Source organism: Paenibacillus sp. FJAT-26967, from assembly GCF_001541095.1.
Taxonomy (GTDB): domain Bacteria; phylum Bacillota; class Bacilli; order Paenibacillales; family NBRC-103111; genus Paenibacillus_F.
On sequence record NZ_LMXH01000002.1, the window covers coordinates 64531 to 80279 of the forward strand.

15 protein-coding genes are annotated in these 15749 nt (G+C 48.0%); 12 read left to right on the forward strand and 3 right to left on the reverse strand.

Annotated features, from left to right (window positions below; genetic code table 11):
* The first annotated feature begins 436 nt into the window (after window positions 1-436).
* Window positions 437-2101, forward strand: a complete 1665-nt coding sequence (locus AR333_RS10130; protein WP_068775255.1) for a fibronectin type III domain-containing protein — start codon at window positions 437-439, stop codon at window positions 2099-2101.
* Window positions 2102-2200: 99 nt separating this feature from the next.
* Here AR333_RS10130 and AR333_RS10135 read toward each other — a convergent pair whose 3' ends face one another.
* A complete protein-coding gene (locus AR333_RS10135) occupies window positions 2201-3055 on the reverse strand; it encodes a divergent polysaccharide deacetylase family protein (protein ID WP_253735801.1) in 855 nt (284 codons plus the stop codon).
* A gap of 363 nt (window positions 3056-3418) precedes the next feature.
* On the opposite strand from AR333_RS10135, the gene AR333_RS10140 reads away from it, so the two are divergent.
* Window positions 3419-4756 (forward strand): hemolysin family protein, encoded by a 1338-nt coding sequence (locus AR333_RS10140; protein WP_084783593.1) that lies wholly within the window; start codon window positions 3419-3421, stop codon window positions 4754-4756.
* 53 nt (window positions 4757-4809) lie between these two features.
* Here AR333_RS10140 and AR333_RS25370 read toward each other — a convergent pair whose 3' ends face one another.
* Window positions 4810-4917 (reverse strand): sporulation protein YjcZ, encoded by a 108-nt coding sequence (locus tag AR333_RS25370; RefSeq protein ID WP_201280779.1) that lies wholly within the window; start codon window positions 4915-4917, stop codon window positions 4810-4812.
* Window positions 4918-5171: 254 nt separating this feature from the next.
* On the opposite strand from AR333_RS25370, the gene AR333_RS10150 reads away from it, so the two are divergent.
* From AR333_RS10150 to AR333_RS10185, 8 genes are all read left to right on the forward strand, one after another.
* Entirely contained in the window at window positions 5172-6071 is a 900-nt protein-coding gene (locus AR333_RS10150; protein WP_068775258.1) for an MBL fold metallo-hydrolase, read from the forward strand.
* Between the two features lie 168 nt (window positions 6072-6239).
* Window positions 6240-6653, forward strand: a complete 414-nt coding sequence (locus tag AR333_RS10155) for a Fur family transcriptional regulator (protein ID WP_068775259.1) — start codon at window positions 6240-6242, stop codon at window positions 6651-6653.
* The gene (gene yidD, locus AR333_RS10160) at window positions 6650-6874 is read left to right on the forward strand and encodes a membrane protein insertion efficiency factor YidD (protein ID WP_068775260.1); all 225 of its coding nucleotides are present in this window, start codon (window positions 6650-6652) and stop codon (window positions 6872-6874) included. The genes AR333_RS10155 and yidD overlap by 4 nt, the downstream gene beginning before the upstream one ends.
* 488 nt (window positions 6875-7362) lie before the next feature.
* Entirely contained in the window at window positions 7363-9339 is a 1977-nt protein-coding gene (gene metG / locus AR333_RS10165; RefSeq protein ID WP_068775261.1) for a methionine--tRNA ligase, read from the forward strand.
* A 210-nt stretch (window positions 9340-9549) separates the two neighbouring features.
* Window positions 9550-10512: a metal ABC transporter substrate-binding protein gene (locus tag AR333_RS10170; protein WP_068775262.1), complete on the forward strand. Its 963-nt coding sequence runs from the start codon at window positions 9550-9552 to the stop codon at window positions 10510-10512.
* A 91-nt stretch (window positions 10513-10603) separates the two neighbouring features.
* Complete coding sequence (locus AR333_RS10175; RefSeq protein WP_068775263.1) at window positions 10604-11389, forward strand: metal ABC transporter ATP-binding protein; 786 nt, start codon at window positions 10604-10606, stop codon at window positions 11387-11389.
* Between the two features lie 48 nt (window positions 11390-11437).
* Window positions 11438-12238, forward strand: a complete 801-nt coding sequence (locus AR333_RS10180) for a metal ABC transporter permease (protein WP_068775264.1) — start codon at window positions 11438-11440, stop codon at window positions 12236-12238.
* Window positions 12239-12265: 27 nt separating this feature from the next.
* Window positions 12266-12979, forward strand: a complete 714-nt coding sequence (locus tag AR333_RS10185; protein WP_068775265.1) for a cytochrome c biogenesis CcdA family protein — start codon at window positions 12266-12268, stop codon at window positions 12977-12979.
* Between the two features lie 12 nt (window positions 12980-12991).
* On the opposite strand, the gene splB is transcribed toward AR333_RS10185, so the two are convergent.
* Window positions 12992-14050, reverse strand: a complete 1059-nt coding sequence (splB, locus tag AR333_RS10190) for a spore photoproduct lyase (RefSeq protein WP_068775266.1) — start codon at window positions 14048-14050, stop codon at window positions 12992-12994.
* 175 nt (window positions 14051-14225) lie between these two features.
* Here splB and mntR point away from each other — a divergent pair, with 175 nt between their 5' ends.
* A complete protein-coding gene (gene mntR / locus AR333_RS10195) occupies window positions 14226-14660 on the forward strand; it encodes a transcriptional regulator MntR (protein ID WP_068775267.1) in 435 nt (144 codons plus the stop codon).
* Window positions 14661-14786: 126 nt separating this feature from the next.
* Window positions 14787-15749, forward strand: coding sequence for a patatin-like phospholipase family protein (locus AR333_RS10200; RefSeq protein WP_068775268.1), 963 nt, complete (start codon window positions 14787-14789; stop codon window positions 15747-15749).

The window sequence follows — 15749 nt, forward strand, 5'->3', positions numbered from 1 at the left end:
CCAGATTATGTGGGGAATGAATCCCTAACGTGAGACCAATCACAACACTTTCAAGAGAATGTGCCCTATTAAAATAGGGGCACATTCTCTTGAAGGTGTTTTTACGTTGCCAACAAGAGCTAGTCTGGATGCGCTAAACAAAGTGGGATGAATTGGAAGTTAGTGGCTCCGGAAATTGTTATCCCATGGATGGACTCTAACCAGTGGCTGGTTGATTTGGGGCGAGTGGTTATTTAGACATGCAAGGTATTTTGATCCTTATCTCACAAATAGAAGTACACCTATAAGTGCTGGCTGCTATTTTTAGAGATTAATATTAATTTATAAATTAATATTATATTTCATTTGTTTTCATATATAAAATAAAATAACAAGACTTTTATATAGGTATATAGTATTATGTTTATGGAAATTAATTTAAAATGGAGGGAAAGAAATGAAATTAAGAAAGTTGAAATTGGCAATTTTTATTTTTGTGCTTATTTGTTATTCTATTATGTTAAGTAATACTGTTTTTGCCGCATCCAGCAAATACACGGGTGGTCTGCTAGATGGTATAAATCTACAGATGGGTTCTTCAATTAATCAACCCACAGGCTCAGGTGTAGCACAGCTTACGGATGGTAATCCGACGAATTATATAAGTATGTCGAATCAAATGGTTTGGCATACGTTCGCTTCACCCCAAGAAATTCGTGCGGTGATTGTAAAGTCTGATACTAGAGCTGTCGTGGAATTTTATGATGCAGCACAAAACCTGCTCTCTTCTTATACAACCGTAATGAACGATGGTGTTGAATCACTACCGACTCCGGTACAAAACGTTAGCACAGTGGTGCTTAAACAAGGTAAGTATGCTTACGAATGGAATGTCTTCAGTACTCCTATAACCCCTCCCCTACCGACAGTTATTAATTGGATTCAAGGAGGGGATAAGAGCGTCGATTTGGACTGGGACTCAACAGGAGCAAAATCCTATAATGTGAAGCGTTCCACATCTCCAGGAGGACCGTATGCTTTATTAGCAAATGTATCGGGTACGTCCTATACAGATAAAGATGTAAAAAATGATACGAATTATTACTATGTAGTTATGGCCGTCAACGAATCAGGCGAAAGTGCGCCTTCTCTAGAAAAACTCATTAGACCAGCGGCAACGAAATATACAGGTGGGCTGCTGGATCGAATAGTCTTAAAAGCAGGAACTGCAATAACCAATCCACTGACAACTGTTCGGCTACTAACGGATAATAACGGTTCTAATTATGTAGGTATGGCCAATCAAATAGTTTGGCATACGTTCTCGTCTCCAAAAGTGGTGGAGTCGGTAATTGTAAAGTCTGATGGCAAGGCTGTAATTGAATTTTATGATGCAGATAACAACTTGTTAGATTCCTATTCGCCGATAAAGAGTGATACAGTAGAGACCTTACCAGTTCCTATAGTCAATGTATCTACAGTCGTACTTAAACAAGGAACCTACGCTTATGAATGGAACGTCTTCGGCAAAGGGACCGAACCACCCGTTGCCACTCCGCTTAACCTAACGGCGGTTGCGGGAGATACCAAAGTAAACTTGGCATGGAATGCTTCAGCGAACGCCGTCAGCTACAACGTTAAGCGCAGCACAACAGCAGGAGGACCTTACGCTACGATCGGTACGGCTGCAGCCAGTGCCTACACAGATACGAACGTAGTAAATGGCACGACTTATTACTACGTCGTTACAGCTGTCAATGCTTCTGGAGAGAGCCTTCCTTCCAATGAAGCATCCGCGACTCCAAAAGCGGGAACCGTTGTTGTGCCTCCGGTTGAAGAACCATCCGGTGACAGCGCGATTCTGGTAATTACGCTGAATAACGGAACGGACAAAGAATATGATCTTTCAATGAACGAAGTTAATGCCTTTATCGCTTGGTACGAAGGCCGTGCAGCAGGCACGGGTCCCGTTATGTTTGCCATTGACAAGCACAATAACAACAAGGGACCTTTCAAGAACCGTAAGGATTATATCTTGTATGATAAAATTATTACGTTCGAAGTGAATGTTTACGACAGCGGTGAGGGCGAAGCTCCTGTAGAACCGACTATTCCGTTGTAACTTGCGCACCTGCTCCGGTAAAAATATAAGAAGCCCAAGATCCGTTTCTAACGGACCTTGGGCTTCTTACATTGCTTCTTACATATGCCAACATGCTGCTCATGACCCGCTTTTGGGTCCGGCATCAGGCGGTGGAGACTTGTACAACTCACTCAGTTTGACGAAGGAGAGAGTATCCTTTAACCGCGGCAGTGTATCCCGTAGCGCAGCTGCGGTGATGTCGCCCTTGGCGCCGACATGGCCGATAGCAATGCAGGGCTGATGCACTTTGTTGTGAGCTCCGATCAATTCAATTTGCCGGATCACTTTGCTCTTGGTATGGATATCATCCAGGAAAATATGATTTTCCAGACAAGGCACTCCTACTTTTTTGGCCTCGCGGCAGGCGATACTCCGGTAATTCGTATGGCTGTCCAGAAAGAAGAGACCTCTTTCGCGCAGGACTTCCATCACGATATGCATAACCCGCTCATCGGCTGTGGCTTTAGACCCCATATGGTTGTTAACTCCGATAGCGTGGGGGATATCATCTATGGCCGCATTGACGCGTTTGCGGATTTCTTCCTCGCTCAAATCGGTCGAGATTACACCGGGGCCCAGCCAGCTTTTTTTGCCGGTCATAGGTTCCATAGGCAGGTGCACGATGACTTCGCGGCCTTTGCGGAAGGCGTCTTGCGCATCGCTTTTAGAAGAGGAAAGAAAGGGCATGACAGCGACAGTCAGCGGGATGGGAAGATCAAGGATCGAATCCGTTCCTTTCATGTTATTGCCGAAATCATCGATAACAATGGCGGCTGATTTGGGAGCAGGACCGCCGAGTCCGGCAGCCTCGCTAATTGATGCGGCAGCAGCGGTAAGCGGATTAGCAGATGTCAGCAGGTTAACGCATATAATACCCATAGTAAGCGCGCGGGATAGGGCTGTTTTCCGGGAGCTTGTACGGTTCCGATTCATAAAGTTCTCCTTCCGGTTGCATGTTCTAATGTTGGCTTTTACTAATATGGAGTAAGAATCCCTCTGTTATGCAACCGTCCAAGGTTCGGCTTTATCAAAGGAAAGGCATAAAATCCAAGCATGCGGGAATACGTTGAAGTAAATCAATGAATGGATGGAGAGGAGGCCTTCAAACCCGCAGATCTTCTTCAAGAAGCGCACATCCTGTCTTTGACTGACTTTGACTCTTTATCGCTTTCGGGTCTATACTGTATAATAGGAGATTGTTCTATTCTCCAAATCTAATTTATGGACATAAAAGGAGGTGTACCTATCTGCTTCTATGAGGTAGATAGGAAATAATTGGATAGTGACCCCTTGCCAGTGTTACTTAGCCTTACCCTGATCGTGGTTCTTGTTCTACTCAGCGGCTCATTTGTATCAGCCGAATTTGCGATGGTGAAATTGCGGGGAAGCCGCATGGATGCACTTGTGTTAGAGGGTAACATGAAAGCGCGCATCGCAGGGAAGATAGCTGACAATATGAATGGGTATCTGTCTGCCAGCCGGCTCGGAATTATCCTAACGTCTTTGGCGCTTGGTTGGATCGGAGAGCCTATGGTGGTTAGAGTACTCGAACCTTTATCAGCCAACATTGGTATACCGGAAGGTATTATTCATGCCCTGTCTTTTGTACTTGCCTTTACGGTTATAACAGCGATTCACATTATGATTTCCAAAAAATATGCGGACCGTAAGTCGGAAGAAGTAAACCTCTGGGTTGCAGCTCCTGTACTGGTATTCTACAAATTAATGTTTCCCTTCTTCTGGGTATTGGATAAAATCTCGAACTGGCTTCTCCGCCGCTCGGGAACAGAAGTTGCGGGCAGACAGGACTCGGCGCATACAGAGGAAGATATTCGTTTACTGATGAAAGAAAGTCACAGGAACGGTCTTATTGATAATACAGAGCTTACGCTTGTCGACAATATTTTTGAATTTGCAGATACGAATGCGCGTGAAATTATGATACCCCGTACTGAAATCGTTTGTCTGCATGCCATTCATTCTTTTGAAGAGAACAAGGCGACGGCTATTAAGGAATTGTATACCCGTTACCCGGTTTGTGATCCGGACAAAGACAATATTATTGGATTCGTGCATATCAAAGATATTTTGACGGCAAGCGATGAGCTTGACGATATACGCAACATTATGCGTCCCCTAATGACGGTGCCCGAATCTATGCCCATCAGCATCCTGCTGAGATTGATGCAGAAACGCAAGACGGAAGTTGCCCTCCTCATTGACGAGTACGGCGGCACTTCGGGTCTTGTGACCGTCGAGGATATTCTGGAAGAGATCGTCGGCGAGCTGCAGGACGAATTCGATCATGAGCGTCCGGAGTTTGAGAAGAAAGACGAATACACGTATTCGATTGACGGCATGATGTTAATTGATCAGTTCAACCAGCATTTCGGTACGGCTATCGAAGCGGAACATTTTGATACCATCGGCGGCTGGATTTATTCACAGGTGGAAATTCCTCCGGTTAAGAACCAGCGGATTCATCATGAACAGCTGCAATTTATTATTGACGAGGTTGATAATATGAGAATTGTCAGGCTGCTGATCCGTAAGGATCAACCCCAGGAAATTCTCTCCCTCGAAGATGGATATATAGAACTTGATCTCGACCCGCAAGTAAAGCTGTCTTCCTAACATACAAAACCGCTGCATCTTGTGCAGCGGTTTTTGTTATTATGAGGTTTGAATTAGAATGTAGCTAAGATGATAACCAGAAGGATGTACAGAACAAGGATAATTGCAGTGCTCGTGCCAACAACTCCAATACCGTAACCGCCAGTTCCACAACCGGACATATTTGTTTCCTCCTCATGAAGTAGGATGTAGTTTACGTTAATATCCTATGTGCAGGAGTGTTTCTTGTTATGGACTTCTGTCCCGGTGTTGCAAAAAAAATCAGGATACCTGTCCAGTATGCTGGCAGATATCGTTTGTTTGATTCTCTTTTAAAAAGGCTAAACAATATAGAAAGGGCAGTGCCGCTACAAATAAACGGTACTGCCGGATTCGTATTTTCAAAAACCATTAGATATAGAGGAGTGTTGGGTTGATGGCTGACAAGAACAAGAAAGAGAACAAAGACAAGCGCGGGGAGCGGCTGATCCGTCAGATAGACCGCACATTTGTACCGGAGAATACCCTTGCACTGTGGCATCTGGGACAAGAGAGCATGGTATTTAAAGGGTCGGGGATGATTGCATACATAGATCCTTATCTGAGTAACGCTATTGACGAGCAATTCGGCAATTCACCGCGTAATTTCGAAACGCCGATATCTCCAGAACTGATCGGACATGCCGACCTTGTCCTCATAACCCACGATCATCCGGATCATCTGGATCCGGTTACTGTGCGGGCAATGGCGATTGCTTCACCTCATGCGACATGGATATGCCCGGCGCCTGTAGTTCCTCAGCTTGCTGAACTGGGTATTGTACCCGATGCGCTGATTGGAGCAAGAGCCGGTGATATGATTGATTTTAGAGACATGAGAATTACCCCGATTGCCAGCAAGCATGAAGAATTTGAAACCGATGAGAACGGTGATCATAAATTTCTCGGTTATGTGATCGAGCTTAATGGAGTGAAGCTGTACCACGCAGGAGATACGATTGGCTATGAGGGGCTGGTCGAGGCTCTGAGGCCGCACCGTATCGACATTGCGTGTATGCCGATTAACGGACGGGATTGGAAAAGATATCAGGACAACCTCATGGGTAACATGAATTTCCGGGAAGCGGCCGATCTCGGCGTTGCAATCGGGGCAGACCTTCTTATTCCGATGCATTACGATTTATTTGCGTTTAACACAGAGAATCCATCTTATTTTGTCGATTATATTCATCACACGTACCCGCATCAGAAGTTTAAATTGTTTGTTCCCGGAGAAAGATTAATCTATGCGGCGGAGGAGAGCGATGAGGAACTGGAGCTGGGGAATGAGGAATAGATCCGAGCGGCTCCATCCTTAAAGAAGCGCATCAGGCAGAGCCAGATGGCCGCGATTACGGCTTACGGACCACAGCTTTAAGAAATCGCTCCTGCTAGAAATATTGACGCTGCGGTCCATCATAAGGCATTATAAGGAGATAGATGCAGCATATGTGGGGGGACCGCAGTGAAAGCCGAAGAGATTACCCGGGCAATGGCCGAGCAAGGAATGCGGATTACCGATCAAAGACGCACGCTGGCGGAATTGTTCGCGAAGTCCGACGGGTACGTGACGCCTAAAGCCGTATACGACATTATGGGCAAAACGTACGGGGGTTTAAGTTTTGATACGGTCTATCGCAATCTGAGAATTATGCATGAAATGGGCGTGCTCGAGCAGTTTGTGTTCGAGGACGGAATCAAGTTCCGTGCGAGATGTTCAGAGACGCACCATCATCACCATCTGATTTGTCTGCAGTGTGAGAAGACCATTTCTTTTGTATTTTGTCCTATGGACGAAGTGGAAGGACTGCCGGAAGATTTTAAAGCCGTTAAGCATAAATTCGAGATATACGGATACTGCAAGGATTGTCAGAAATGAAGAAGCTCCTGCAGGCTCCGATTCATGTATACCGCAAATTCATCTCTCCTCTCAAACCGCCCACGTGCCGCTTCTATCCGACGTGTTCTCAATATGCGCTGGAAGCGATTGAACAGCATGGGCCCGCGAAGGGATCTTGGCTGGCGGTTAAACGAATCTGCAAGTGCCATCCTTTCAATCCCGGCGGGATCGATCATGTGCCCCCGCGTAAAGAGAGGTAGGCAGTCCTCCTGGGCAGTTGACAGCAGGACCGAGATTCGCTATATTGTTGGTTAAACGCGACAAACGCGACAATTGACAGGGAAATGACGAACTGGATATTACAATGTTCGATGAACGGATGTGTACGGGGGGAAACTGCAGCAGAGAGCCGGGTCAGGTGGAAGCCGGTGCAGGTAGAACCCCGGAGTATGGTCCCGGAGAACATGCTTTTGAGCGTCCTGATGTACCCGGATGTGCCTGGCACAGAGGTTTTTCACATCAGCGTAAGGAAGCATCGCTTTTCCGGCGTTAAAGGAACATGCCGCCTTGCGACAGGCGGCTGCCGAGCTTCGTTCTCGCAAGAGACGGAGGAATGTGGGTGGTACCGCGTGAGCCTAGCTCTCGTCCCAAGCTGGACGAGGGCTTTTTTGCGCTCATTCCAGGTTTCAGCATAGAAGAAACAAAATGCAGCACAATTCAATGGAGACGAAGAAAGGGAGCGCCGAACATGGACAACAACAAAACCTTTTATTTGACGACACCGATTTATTATCCGAGTGACAAACTGCATATCGGTCATGCATACACAACGGTTGTCGGTGATGCGTTAGCCCGTTACAAAAGGCTGCGCGGTTATGATGTGATGTATTTGACTGGAACCGACGAGCATGGTCAGAAGATTGAGCGCAAGGCAAAGGAAAAGGGTTTGACTCCGCAGGCTTTTGTCGATGAAATCGTAACCGGAATTAAGGAATTGTGGAGCCGTTTAGAGATTTCTTATGACGATTTTATCCGCACGACCGATAAGCGCCACACGGATGCCGTCCAGAAAATTTTTGCGCGCCTTCTTGAACAAGGGGATATTTATCTCGGTACCTACGAAGGCTGGTACTGTACACCTTGTGAAGCATTCTTCCTGGAAAACAAGCTGGAGAATGGAAACTGCCCGGACTGCGGTCGTCCCGTTGAGTGGGTGAAGGAAGAAAGCTATTTCTTCCGTATGAGCAAGTACGCTGACCGTCTACTCCAGTACTACGATGAGAATCCGGATTTTATTCAACCGGAGTCCCGCAAGAACGAAATGATCAACAACTTTATCAAGCCGGGATTAGAGGATCTGGCCGTATCCCGTACGACTTTTGACTGGGGCGTGAAGGTTCCGGGAGATCCGAAGCATGTGATTTATGTGTGGATTGATGCATTGAGCAACTATATTACGGCGCTTGGCTACGGCAGCGAAGATCCGTCTAAATATGAACGCTACTGGCCAGCGAATGTTCACCTGATGAGCAAGGAAATTGTCCGGTTCCATACGATTTACTGGCCGATCATGTTGATGGCTCTGGATCTGCCTTTGCCCAAGAAGGTATATGCACACGGCTGGCTGATGATGAAAGACGGCAAAATGTCCAAATCCAAGGGCAATGTAGTCGATCCGGTTACACTGATTGACCGTTACGGCCTGGATGCGCTGCGTTATTATCTGCTCCGCGAGGTGCCATTCGGATCGGATGGCACGTTCACGCCGGAATCATTCGTGGAAAGAATCAATTATGATCTTGCTAATGATCTCGGGAACCTGCTGAACCGTACCCTTGCCATGCTGGGTAAATATTTCGACGGCGTCATTCCTGCATTCGAGCAGGGAGCAACCGAATTTGATGCCGATTTGATCCAAACCGCTCAATGTACCGTGGATAACGTGGAAAAGCTGATGGAGAAAATGGAATTCAACAGCGCTCTCGCGGCCATCTGGGCGCTCGTCCGCCGCGCCAACAAATACATCGACGAGACGCAGCCATGGAATCTCGCCAAGGACGAAGCCCAGCGCGGCGCGCTCGGCTCCGTGATGTATGCGCTGCTGGAAGCGCAGCGCGTGGTCAGTGTGCTGCTGCAGCCGTTCCTGACGCGTACGCCTGCGAAGATCTGGGCCCAGCTCGGCATCGAAGCCGGCGAGCTGACGGCCTGGGACAGCGCCCGTACCTTCGGGCTGCTCCCGGCAGGCACGCAGACGGCCAAAGGCGACCCCATGTTCCCCCGTCTGGACATCGCCGAAGAAGTCGCCTTCATCGCCGCTGCGATGACAGGCGCAGCTCCGCAGGCAGAACCTGCGCCGGAGAGCGCACCTGCGGCTGAGCCCAAGGCCGCGCCGGAATCCAAGCCCGAAATCGCAATCGACGATTTCGGCAAGGTAGAGCTGCGCGTCGCGCAGGTGACGGCTTGCGAGCCGGTCAAAGGCGCCGACAAGCTGCTGCAGCTGCAGCTGGATCTCGGCTACGAGCAGCGGCAAGTGGTGTCCGGTATTGCGAAGCACTATAAGCCGGAAGAACTCGTCGGCCGCAAAGTGATTTGCGTGACGAATCTGAAGCCGGTGAAGCTTCGCGGGGTTATGTCGCAGGGCATGATTCTTGCGGCTTCCGAAGGCGACCAGCTTACGCTGGCTACAGTGCCTGATTCCATGCCTAACGGCGCTATTGTGAAGTAATCGATGAGAAACCCGGAAGAGTTGCGGTGAATCCGCGCTATTCCGGGTTTTGATATTTCGTGTTAAGCAATTTCTTAATCGTAATGATTATGATTAGTCTTGACAAGCTGCCCGGATTCTCCGTATAATCAGCTAGTAAATAAAAATCATTACGATTTACATGGATAGCGATGATAGATGGAGATTGCTTGTTGAGAGGAGTTATTTTATATGAATTACAGGCGTATACTTGGAGGTATGGCTCTTGTCTTTCTGGTGATAGTTGCAGGCTGCGGAGGCGGACAGAAGTCTACCGTTGTCGAAGGCAAAGTAAATGTAATGACAAGCTTCTATCCGCTTTATGACTTTGCGGTCCATATCGGCGGTGCCCATGTGAATGTCGTGAATCTCGTACCGGCGGGTGTGGAGCCGCATGACTGGACACCAAAGGGCAGAGATATTATGAACGTTGGCGATTCCGAACTGTTCTTATATCAGGGAGCTGGGTTTGAAGGCTGGGTTGACGATTTTATGAAAAGCGTAAAGGATAAGAAGGTGAAGGCGGTGGAAGCGAGTGCGGGTGCACATCTGCTGGAAGCAGCCGAAGGCGGCGACGGACACGATCATCAGCATGGAGAAGAGTCTCGCGGCAGCAGTCCCGGCGACCTGAAGAACACCGATCCTCATGCTTGGCTGAGTCCGCACAATGCGAAGAAGATGTCGGAGAATATCAAGAATGCATTAATAGAAGTAGATCCGGCACACCGCGAAGATTACGAGAATAATTACAAAGCTTATGCGGCTAAGCTGGACGGGCTGGATAAGCTGTATCATGATAGTCTGAAAGATTTGCCTAAGAAAGAAATTGCCGTGTCTCATCAGGCCTTCGCTTACTTGTGTCACGATTACGGATTGACTCAAATGGCGATTATGGGCCTATCGCCGGATTCGGAGCCGACGGCTCAAGATATGAAAAAAATGCGCGAATACATTCAGGAACATCAATTAAAATATGTGTTCTTCGAGGAGCTGGTCTCCGATAAACTGGCTAAGACACTCGCTAAGGATGCGGGTGTGGAGACCCTTGTGCTAAACCCTCTTGAAGGTTTAACGGAAGAACAGATTAAAGAAGGACAGAATTATATTTCGGTTATGGAAAATAATTTAAAAAATTTAGTGAAAGCTTTACAATAGATGGACAAGAACCTATTCGGGCTAGCGCAGATTTCGTGGAGATAAGACTCCTGAGCGCTAGCCCGTATAAGCGGTTGGAGGTTGAGAGAAAGTGCCAGGTACCAAGTCGGTTAACTGCCACAACAATATTGTGGAATTCGATGATATCTCGTTCTCTTACGGAACGAAGCAGGTGATTAAGAATTTGAACTTTAATGTTCTTGAGCGTGATTTTATAGGATTAATCGGATCTAACGGGGCCGGCAAGACAACCCTTCTGCGTATGCTTGTAGGGCTCGTTAAACCTACGGAGGGCGATATCCGCCTGTTCGGCGAACCTATCCGTCAATTCCGTGACTGGGAGCGCATCGGCTATGTCCCGCAGAAGAATTCGCTTAACCCGTTATTCCCGGCCACAGTCCGTGAAGTCGTGCTGTCAGGCCTGTATACCAAGAAGAAACTTTACCGGCGTCTGACGAAAGAAGATATGCGCCGCTGCGACGATGCGATGGAAGCGATGCGGATCACCGACCTTGCCAAGCGCAAAATCGGCGAGCTCTCGGGCGGACAGCAGCAGCGGGTGTTTCTGGCGCGGGCCATCGCCAACAGTCCGGAGCTGCTTATTCTGGATGAGCCGACAGTAGGCATAGACGCCGAGAGTCAAGCCGGTTTTTTCAATATGATCCGGCATATGCACCTGCATCACCACATGACATTCATTATGGTCTCCCACGATATGGAGATGATGAGAGCCTACCTCGGATCGGAGCCGCTTGCGAGCAGCGGCGGGCTTAAATTCTATGTCAAACATACGCATGAACCGGAGAACTGTGAAGAAACAGATTTGGCACATTCCACGTCAACAAGTCAGGAACGTGAATTAAGCGGCATTAAATAAATCCGAACCAGTTAAATGAAAGTTTGGTAGAGGTTAGGGGAGAACGGCTTGGATATTTTTACAGAACCATTTTTTGTACGGGCGCTAATCGGAGGAGTTCTGATCGGGCTTACAGCTCCGCTTATGGGCGTATTCCTGGTGCTGCGGAGATTGTCCATGATCGGAGATACACTCGCGCATGTCTCCATTGCGGGCGTGGCGCTGGGATTCCTTCTCGGCTTATATCCGACGGGTATGGGGCTTGTATTTGCGCTATTGGCTTCGTTCGCTATCGAGAAGCTGCGCAAAGCGTATAAGACTTATGCGGAGCTTTCGATCGCCATTATTATGTCCGGCGGCGTTGCCTTGGCAACATTGTTGTTTACACTTGGCAAAGGGTATAATATTAATGTGATGAGCTACTTCTTCGGAAGTATCTACACACTCGATTCCAGTGATATATGGGTTGTATTCGGTGTGTGTGTCGTTGTGCTGCTTGTCGTGGGCATTCATTTCAAAGAACTCTTCCTGATGTTCTTTGACGAAGAAGCGGCGGGCGTCAGCGGGCTGCCGCTGAGGCTGTACAACATCATGATCACGATTCTGACGGCTCTGGTCATCTCCGTGTCGATCAAAATCGTCGGAGCCTTGCTTGTATCGGCCTTGCTTACTATACCGGTTGCATGCAGCCTTCTAGTTGCGAGAAGCTTCCGCCATTCCGTGGCACTGTCTGTGCTGGTATCTGAAATAGGCGTAGTAGCGGGACTAGCCTTGTCCGCGTGGTATGATTTGGCTCCCGGAGCGACCATTGTCCTCTCTTTAATTACAATCCTGACCTTACAGATGGTCTGGAAATCATTGCGAAGATAACCAGGGATTATAGGAGGAAATTGCATTATGCAGCAAGTGAACATGTGGCTGGCGTTTTGGGCGGGTTTCGCCTCCTTCATTTCTCCATGCTGCCTGCCGCTTTACCCGTCTTACTTATCTTATATTACCGGCATTTCTGTAAGTGAGCTCAAATCCGGCGCGGCCAAAGGTTCTGCAAGATTGCGCACGATGGGGCACACGCTTGCTTTCATTATCGGGTTCTCGATCATTTTTTATAGTCTCGGTCTTGCAGCCAGTTCCGTTTCGGAGTTTTTTGTAAGCAATCGCACGCTGCTTCGTCAGATTGCCGCTATTTTAATTCTCGTCATGGGCCTTTTTCTGCTAGGAATTATTCAACCCCAGTGGATGATGAAAGAACGCAAATTTCAATTAAAATGGAAACCGGCCGGTTATCTGGGATCGGTGCTGATTGGCATGGGATTTGCAGCAGGCTGGTCTCCTTGTATCGGACCTATTCTCTCTTCCATGCTCGTCATGGCAGCGGCAGAGCCCGATTCCTGGCTGCCTTTGATTAGTGCTTACTCTTTGGGTTTTGCCGTGCCATTCTTCGTTCTGTCCTTCTTCATCGGCTCAACGAAATGGATCTTGAAATATTCCGGAATCATTATGAAAATAGGCGGAGGCGTTATGGTTCTTTTCGCCATCCTTCTGTACACGAACCAAATGTACAAAATTACGATCTGGCTCAACAGCATAACGCCTCCATGGCTTCAGTTTTGATCCCTTTCTTTTCTATGTGAAATATTCGATTTTGGCGGCAGGGAATTTATCGAATATATGCTCCGTTATAAATTCCCGGAGAGCTGCAGCCTGTTCATCGGGATATACATATTTGCCGCGGCCGTACCGGCCCCACTTGTATTTACGCTTGGCTTCGTCCATTTCGAGCTTGGATTTGGGGTAGCGTCTTTCAATGATATTTTTAGCTGTTTTGGTAAAGCGGTGCTGAATCAGCTCGAAAGTCAAATCTTCAAGCGCTTCTTTGGGAAGCGTATTATGAAGCTTTACAATAAGCTCCTCATATCCTTGCTCCCATCCTTCATACCAGATGATGGGGGCGATGATAAAGCCAAGCGGATATCCGGCGCGTGCAACTTTGCCCGCTGCTTCGATTCGCTCATGGAACCTGGATGTACCGGGTTCAAAATTTTTGATTACATAGTCCGAATTTACGCTGAAGCGGAACCGGGTATGCTTGTTATGATTGGCATCAAGTAGCGGGTCCACATGATGATATTTGGTTACAAAGCGAAGCCTCCCGAGAGGCTCTTTTCCCATAAATTCAATATATTCTTTCAGAGAACCCGTAATGTGCTCCAGTCCGACCGGATCTGAGGTGCAGGCTGCTTCAAAACGGGTCATTTCCGGCGCACGCTCTTCGATATAGTCCTTGGCCGCTTTGAGAATATCGTCCGTATTGACGTAAGCCCGTACGTAAGGCTTGTTGCCCAGGGTCGTCTGAAGATAACAATAATGACAATGGCCCATACAGCCGGTTGCGATCGGAATCGCATATTCCGCAGAGGGCTTGGAAGTATCGAATTTCAGCGTCTTCCGAATACCGACGACAAGCGTTCTTTTCGATATCCGGTATTTCTCCAGATCAGTCTCGCCCGGAAGATTGGTTATCCGGTTATGGGAAGTTGTCATATGGATAGGAAGGTCTTGGCTCTGAGCCCATTCGAGAATCCGTTTGCCTTTGGGATACAGCATTGCATCCGGTTCGAAATAGACGAGTTGAGGCACGAACAAGGCCGTACTTCTGCTGTGTATCAGTTGCTCTGTGCTCATGATGGCTCCTTTAATCCGCGTTGTAACGGAAGCAAATCCGTTCGCCAGATAGTGTGCATCGATTGCGTCTCAGGCACTCATGGGAAAAGCAGTGGATGTGAGGCAAACTTGCTTTCTTAGTTATTTAAAGGTATTATACTAAAACAATATTCTAGCAAAATCAGGGGGAACTCGGATGGCAACGCCCAGTATGGAAGATTATTTGGAACGGATCTACAAACTGATCGATGAGAAAGGCTACGCCCGCGTATCCGACATTGCCGAAGGTTTGGAAGTGCATCCTTCCTCCGTAACCAAAATGATTCAGAAGCTCGACAAGGATAAGTACCTTGTCTATGAGAAGTACCGAGGACTCATCCTTACTCCCAAAGGCAAGAAGATGGGGAAGCGCCTTGTTGACAGACACGCGCTGCTTGAGGAATTTCTGACGGTTATCGGTGTTCAAGAGGCTAATATTTACGGGGATGTAGAAGGAATTGAGCATCACTTAAGCTGGGATTCGATGACTTGTATCGAGACTCTTATTGAATATTTCAACCGCGATCCTAAGCGTCTTGAAGACCTTAGAGGTGTACGCGCCGAACTAGATAACAACTCCGGTCCGGAGTGAAATAAGAACGTTTGCCGGAAACTATAGGCGGACGTTTTTTCGTTGTGTGGTTTCATCCCATTTAATACGTCTAAGAATCCACGCCTTCGCATACATACCTAGGGAAAGCTTGCGGAGGTGGGTGAAGTGAAAATCAACGGCGTTTTTGAAGGCGGCGGGGTGAAAGGAATTGCTCTGGCCGGTGCGGTCAGTTCAGCGCTCGACAACGGGTTCAAGTTTCACGATGTGGCCGGGACTTCATCGGGGGCTATTATTGCTGCTTTTCTGGCCGCGGGTTACACAGGCAAAGAGATCAAAGAACTGATTATCGAAACACCGTTTCATAAGTTTTTGAAGCGTTCTCCGATTTTTGATACAGGTATTATCGGGTCTGCGGCTAGACTTCTTTTTAAGAAGGGGTTGTATTCGGGCGATGCTCTGGAAGATTGGGTGCGAGCGAAGCTGGAAGCCAAAGGAGTAAGGAACTTCGGGGATTTGCGCCGGAATCAGCTGCGGATTGTAGCTTCAGATATTTCCCAGGGCAAACTCCTGGTCCTTCCTGATGATATTGCCCATTACGGCATTGAGCCGGCCCGTTTCTCGATTGCCCGGGCAGTCAGGATGAGCACAGCTATCCCTTATTTCTTCGATCCGGTCATGATTCGTAAGCCGGCCCGGGTCGCCCGGCACGATGAACCTTTCCGCAATCAGTTCGTTTACATTGTGGATGGGGCTATTCTAAGTAACTTTCCTTTGTGGCTGTTTGACGAACCGGAGCAGCAGAGCCGTATCGCGACACTCGGCTTTAATCTCGTAGGCGACATTCCCAAGCAGATCCACAAGATCAATGGCATGATCTCAATGTTCCAGGCCTTGTTTACAACCATGATGGATGCCCATGATACCCGCTACATTGAAGAGAACAATTACTTCCGGACGGTAAAAATACCGGCGATGGGGGTTCAGACCACGCAATTTAACATTTCCGTAGAGGACAGCGAGAAATTATACGAAGCCGGGTACCGGGCGGCGGAAGCTTACTTCAAGCAGTGGTCTCTGCATATCTACGAATCCGCTTATGAGAAATACGTTTTACGCCGTCCGGTGTAG

Excerpts from the sequence above, each read along its gene's own strand:
- yidD (WP_068775260.1), top strand. The coding sequence starts at position 6,650 with ATGAAGAAGCTCCTGCAGGCTCCGATTCATGTATACCGCAAATTCATC.
- metG (WP_068775261.1), top strand. The coding sequence starts at position 7,363 with ATGGACAACAACAAAACCTTTTATTTGACGACACCGATTTATTATCCG.
- AR333_RS10170 (WP_068775262.1), top strand. The coding sequence starts at position 9,550 with ATGAATTACAGGCGTATACTTGGAGGTATGGCTCTTGTCTTTCTGGTG.
- AR333_RS10150 (WP_068775258.1), top strand. The coding sequence starts at position 5,172 with ATGGCTGACAAGAACAAGAAAGAGAACAAAGACAAGCGCGGGGAGCGG.
- mntR (WP_068775267.1), top strand. The coding sequence starts at position 14,226 with ATGGCAACGCCCAGTATGGAAGATTATTTGGAACGGATCTACAAACTG.
- AR333_RS25370 (WP_201280779.1), bottom strand. The coding sequence starts at position 4,917 with ATGTCCGGTTGTGGAACTGGCGGTTACGGTATTGGAGTTGTTGGCACG.
- AR333_RS10130 (WP_068775255.1), top strand. The coding sequence starts at position 437 with ATGAAATTAAGAAAGTTGAAATTGGCAATTTTTATTTTTGTGCTTATT.
- splB (WP_068775266.1), bottom strand. The coding sequence starts at position 14,050 with ATGAGCACAGAGCAACTGATACACAGCAGAAGTACGGCCTTGTTCGTG.
- AR333_RS10135 (WP_253735801.1), bottom strand. The coding sequence starts at position 3,055 with ATGAATCGGAACCGTACAAGCTCCCGGAAAACAGCCCTATCCCGCGCG.
- AR333_RS10185 (WP_068775265.1), top strand. The coding sequence starts at position 12,266 with ATGCAGCAAGTGAACATGTGGCTGGCGTTTTGGGCGGGTTTCGCCTCC.